The following is a 5,427-nucleotide window of genomic DNA, read 5'->3' as shown; positions in this document are numbered from 1 at the left end:
TGTTGCACCATTAAAGGTGATAAAGGGTGGCACCGACCTACTCTCCCACGTTTTACCGCAGTACCATCGGCTCTGGCGGGCTTGACTTCTCTGTTCGGAATGGGAAGAGGTAGACACCGCCGATATAGGCACCTGAATTTCTTTTTATTAAGGTCAAAGCTTAAAGGGTAAAGCTCAAAGGTTTTTTTTAACCTTTCGCCTTTATCCTTTGGCCTTTCAGCCTTTATAAATGACATATTATTGAAAGAAGTGATTGAAGTTAAGAGAAAACAACAGCACTTGTTGTTTTTGTTTTCGCGGGGTACAATCTTTTGGATTGTACCCACACTGTTTCTATCTGAAGAAAGCTTCGGGCAATTAGTATTACTCGGCTATGATGTCACCACCTTTATACCTGTAACCTATCAACGTAGTAGTCTCCTACGACCCTCAATGGAAGTCTCATCTTGTGGCTAGTTTCGCACTTAGATGCTTTCAGCGCTTATCTATTCCCAACGTAGCTACTCTGCAGTACACCTGGCGGCATAACAGATTCACCAGAGGTTAGTCCAACCCGGTCCTCTCGTACTAAGGTCAGCCCCACTCAAACTTCCTACGCCCACAACAGATAGGGACCGAACTGTCTCGCGACGTTCTGAACCCAGCTCGCGTGCCACTTTAATGAGCGAACAGCTCAACCCTTGGGACCTTCTCCAGCCCCAGGATGTGACGAGCCGACATCGAGGTGCCAAACCTCCCCGTCGATATGAGCTCTTGGGGGAGATCAGCCTGTTATCCCCAGCGTACCTTTTATCCTTTGAGCGATGGCCCTTCCATGCAGAACCACCGGATCACTATATCCGTCTTTCGACCCAGCTCGACTTGTCTGTCTCACTGTCAAGCAAGCTTATGCTATTGCACTCCGCGTACGGTTACCAAGCGTACTGAGCTTACCTTTGAAAGCCTCCGTTACCTTTTTGGAGGCGACCACCCCAGTCAAACTACCCGCCAAACAATGTTCTCCTCTTTGAAGAGTTAGACACCAAATACAGAAAGGGTGGTATTTCAACGTTGACTAAATGACTCCTAGCGAAGCCACATCACAGTCTCCCACCTATCCTACACATCCTGTATCCGATATCAATGTTAAGCTATAGTGAAGGTGCATGGGGTCTTTCCGTCCCGTTGCGGGTAACCGGCGTCTTCACCGATACCACAATTTCACCGAGCTCATGGCTGAGACAGCGCCCAGATCGTTACACCATTCGTGCAGGTCGGAACTTACCCGACAAGGAATTTCGCTACCTTAGGACCGTTATAGTTACGGCCGCCGTTTACTGGGGCTTCGATTCAATGCTTCGCCTTGCGACTAACATCCCCTCTTAACCTTCCAGCACCGGGCAGGTGTCAGGCCATATACGTCATCTTGCGATTTTGCATAGCCATGTGTTTTTGTTAAACAGTCGCCTGGGCCTTTTCACTGCGGCTGACATTGCTGCCAGCGCCCCTTCTCCCGAAGTTACAGGGCCATTTTGCCGAGTTCCTTAGCCATGATTCACTCGAGCACCTTAGGATTCTCTCCTCGACTACCTGTGTCGGTTTACGGTACGGGTTTTTAATACCTGAAGCTTAGCGGGTTTTCTTGGAAGTCTGATTACCTGAACTATCACCTCGTCCGAAGATTTGGTGTACTATCAGCTTTCAGCAGAGGTTGCGTACTTAACTACATCCCCTATACCTACAGCCTTTAACGAACTATTCCGTCAGTTCGCGTCAGTGTCACTACTCCGTCACCGCATCGCAGTATTAAAAAGTACTGGAATATTAACCAGTTGTCCATCGGCTACGCCTGTCGGCTTCACCTTAGGCCCCGACTAACCCTGATCCGATTAGCGTTGATCAGGAAACCTTAGTCTTTCGGTGGGCGGGTTTCTCTCCCGCCTTATCGTTACTTATGCCTACATTTGCTTTTCTATTCCCTCCACAGTCAGTTACCTTCCTGCTTCGCCGGATAATAGAATGCTCCCCTACCAGTCACATTACTGTGAATCCATAGCTTCGGTATACTGCTTGATGCCCGTTTATTATCCATGCCCGATCGCTCGACTAGTGAGCTGTTACGCACTCTTTAAATGAATGGCTGCTTCCAAGCCAACATCCTAGCTGTCTGTGCAATCGGACCTCGTTAGTTCAACTTAGCAATAATTTAGGGACCTTAGCTGATGGTCTGGGTTCTTTCCCTCTCGGCCATGGACCTTAGCACCCATAGCCTCACTCCAGCGTATATTATAAAGCATTCGGAGTTTATCTGGATTTGGTAGGATTTGACTCCCCCGCACCCAATTAGTAGCTCTACCTCTTTATAACTCAACCGCCAGGCTGTTCCTAAAAACATTTCGGGGAGTACGAGCTATTTCCCAGTTTGATTAGCCTTTCACCCCTACCCACAAGTCATCCGGAAACTTTTCAACGTTTATCGGTTCGGTCCTCCAGTACCTGTTACGGCACCTTCAACCTGCCCATGGGTAGATCACAAGGTTTCGCGTCTACCTCCCCTGACTATACGCCCTTTTCAGACTCGCTTTCGCTTCGGATCCGTGTCTTAAACACTTAACCTTGCCAGGGAAGAGTAACTCGTAGGCTCATTATGCAAAAGGCACGCCGTCACCCGTTGCCAGGCTCCGACCGCTTGTAAGTACACGGTTTCAGGTTCTATTTCACTCCCCTGTTCGGGGTTCTTTTCACCTTTCCCTCACGGTACTGGTTCACTATCGGTCTCTCAGGAGTATTTAGCCTTACCGGATGGTGCCGGCAAATTCCCACAAGGCGTCTCCGACCTCGCGGTACTCAGGATACCACTATCCTATTATCAATTACCCGTACGCAGCTCTCATGCTCTATGGCCGGGTTTCCCACCCCGTTCCGGTTCTCTTTAATATTCATATTGTGGTCCTACAACCCCCATATTGCCGTAACAATATAGGTTTGGGCTTCTTCCATTTCGCTCGCCACTACTCTGGAAATCACTTTTGTTTTCTCTTCCTCTGCTTACTTAGATGTTTCAGTTCGGCAGGTTAGCGCATTATGCAGTTATTCTTCAAATAACTAGGTTTCCCCATTCGGAAATTACCGGATCAAATCTTATTTGCAAATCCCCGGTACTTATCGCAGCTTATCACGTCCTTCTTCGCCTCTGAGAGCCAAGGCATCCCCCGTGTACCCTTTCTTACTTTCTTCTACTCATACGCCTTTTGCGCCGTATGGTATGTCTTTATTTTAGTCCGTCGTTGGTTCATTAGTTCATTGGTTCATTAGTATTGCTACTATTTTACCTTTGAAGTCTTCAACTCAACAACTTCCTATCTGTTGTTTTCTCTTGTTTTCAATTACTTCTTCCAATATGTCAAAGAACGTTAGTTTTCATCTGTAGCGTAACCTATATTATAGTTACTGTAGAATACTTGGTGGAGAATAACGGATTCGAACCGTTGACCCCCTGCGTGCAAGGCAGGTGCTCTAGCCAGCTGAGCTAATCCCCCTAAAAGTTAAACCTTTTTGTAGTCCCGAGCAGATTTGAACTGCTGACCCCTACATTATCAGTGTAGTGCTCTAACCAAGCTGAGCTACAGGACTATTCGCTGTGTGGATTAGTTTTTTACGATCTCAGATTTTAACCGTAAATCGTAATCACTTACAATCCTGTGCCCAGATATTTGGTTCAGCCACTGATGGTTAAACTTCCGGGTGTTTCCTTTTGTCTTTTTTTTGTTTTAAGAAATTATCATGTAGGTAACAGTCTTGAGTCACTGCTCGCAAATCTGCTCCAGAAAGGAGGTATTCCAGCCACACCTTCCGGTACGGCTACCTTGTTACGACTTAGCCCCAGTTACCGACTTTACCCTAGGACGCTCCTTGCGGTTACGCACTTCAGGCACTTCCAGCTTCCATGGCTTGACGGGCGGTGTGTACAAGGCCCGGGAACGTATTCACCGCGTCATTGCTGATACGCGATTACTAGCGAATCCAACTTCACGGGGTCGAGTTGCAGACCCCGATCCGAACTGTGAATGACTTTGTGAGATTGGCATCCTGTTGCCAGGTAGCTGCCCTCTGTATCATCCATTGTAGCACGTGTGTAGCCCCGGACGTAAGGGCCATGATGACTTGACGTCGTCCCCTCCTTCCTCTCTATTTGCATAGGCAGTCTGTTTAGAGTCCCCACCTTAAATGCTGGCAACTAAACATAGGGGTTGCGCTCGTTGCGGGACTTAACCCAACACCTCACGGCACGAGCTGACGACAGCCATGCAGCACCTAGTTTCGTGTCCCGAAGGACTAGAGCGTCTCTGCTCTATTCACTAACTTTCAAGCCCGGGTAAGGTTCCTCGCGTATCATCGAATTAAACCACATGCTCCTCCGCTTGTGCGGGCCCCCGTCAATTCCTTTGAGTTTCACCCTTGCGGGCGTACTCCCCAGGTGGAACACTTAACGCTTTCGCTTAGACGCTGACCGTATATCGCCAACATCGAGTGTTCATCGTTTAGGGCGTGGACTACCAGGGTATCTAATCCTGTTTGATCCCCACGCTTTCGTGCCTCAGCGTCAATCATACCATAGTAAGCTGCCTTCGCAATTGGTGTTCTGTGACATATCTATGCATTTCACCGCTACTTGTCACATTCCGCCTACCTCTAGTACATTCAAGCCCATCAGTATCAAGGGCACTGCGATAGTTGAGCTACCGTCTTTCACCCCTGACTTAACAGGCCGCCTACGCACCCTTTAAACCCAATAAATCCGGATAACGCTCGGATCCTCCGTATTACCGCGGCTGCTGGCACGGAGTTAGCCGATCCTTATTCTCAAGGTACATTCAACTCGGTACACGTACCGAGGTTTATTCCCCTGCAAAAGCAGTTTACAACCCATAGGGCCGTCTTCCTGCACGCGGCATGGCTGGTTCAGACTTCCGTCCATTGACCAATATTCCTTACTGCTGCCTCCCGTAGGAGTCTGGTCCGTGTCTCAGTACCAGTGTGGGGGGTCATCCTCTCAGATCCCCTAAACATCGTAGCCTTGGTATGCCGTTACCACACCAACTAGCTAATGTTGCGCATGCCCATCTTAGTCCTATAAATATTTGATCATCAAACGATGCCATTCAATGATGTTATGCGGTCTTAATCTCTCTTTCGAGAGGCTATCCCCCTGACTAAGGTAGGTTACATACGTGTTACGCACCCGTGCGCCACTCTCATCGGGAGCAAGCTCCCAAATCCCGTCCGACTTGCATGTATTAGGCCTGCCGCTAGCGTTCATCCTGAGCCAGGATCAAACTCTCCATTGTAAAATGTTTTGTTTGTTCACTGACCCTATTATTAATTAATAGAATCTGTATTATTATATCTTTATACAGTTCGCTTGCTTTTTTTGTAACTCTTCAGCTT

The 5,427-nt window shown here is 48.1% G+C and carries 2 tRNA genes and 3 rRNA genes; all 5 read right to left on the bottom strand.

Annotation, left to right across the window (positions count from 1 at the left end):
- Positions 1 to 24 precede the first annotated feature (24 nt).
- Positions 25 to 136: ribosomal RNA gene (gene rrf, locus EAH55_RS30730) — 5S ribosomal RNA — on the bottom strand.
- A 201-nt stretch (positions 137 to 337) separates the two neighbouring features.
- A 23S ribosomal RNA gene (locus tag EAH55_RS30725) occupies positions 338 to 3,216 on the bottom strand.
- Between the two features lie 225 nt (positions 3,217 to 3,441).
- A tRNA-Ala gene (locus EAH55_RS30720) sits at positions 3,442 to 3,518 on the bottom strand.
- A gap of 19 nt (positions 3,519 to 3,537) precedes the next feature.
- Positions 3,538 to 3,612 (bottom strand) — tRNA-Ile (locus EAH55_RS30715).
- Between the two features lie 194 nt (positions 3,613 to 3,806).
- Positions 3,807 to 5,327 (bottom strand): 16S ribosomal RNA (locus tag EAH55_RS30710).
- Together the 16S, 23S and 5S rRNA genes with 2 tRNA genes alongside form the textbook arrangement of a ribosomal RNA operon.
- Between the last annotated feature and the right edge of the window lie 100 nt (positions 5,328 to 5,427).

The sequence above is a fragment of the Mucilaginibacter kameinonensis genome (assembly GCF_003675385.1).
GTDB classification, from domain to species: Bacteria; Bacteroidota; Bacteroidia; order Sphingobacteriales; family Sphingobacteriaceae; genus Mucilaginibacter; species Mucilaginibacter kameinonensis.
Note: the sequence above shows the minus strand (reverse complement) of the source record. Positions and strands in the feature narration are given on the sequence as shown.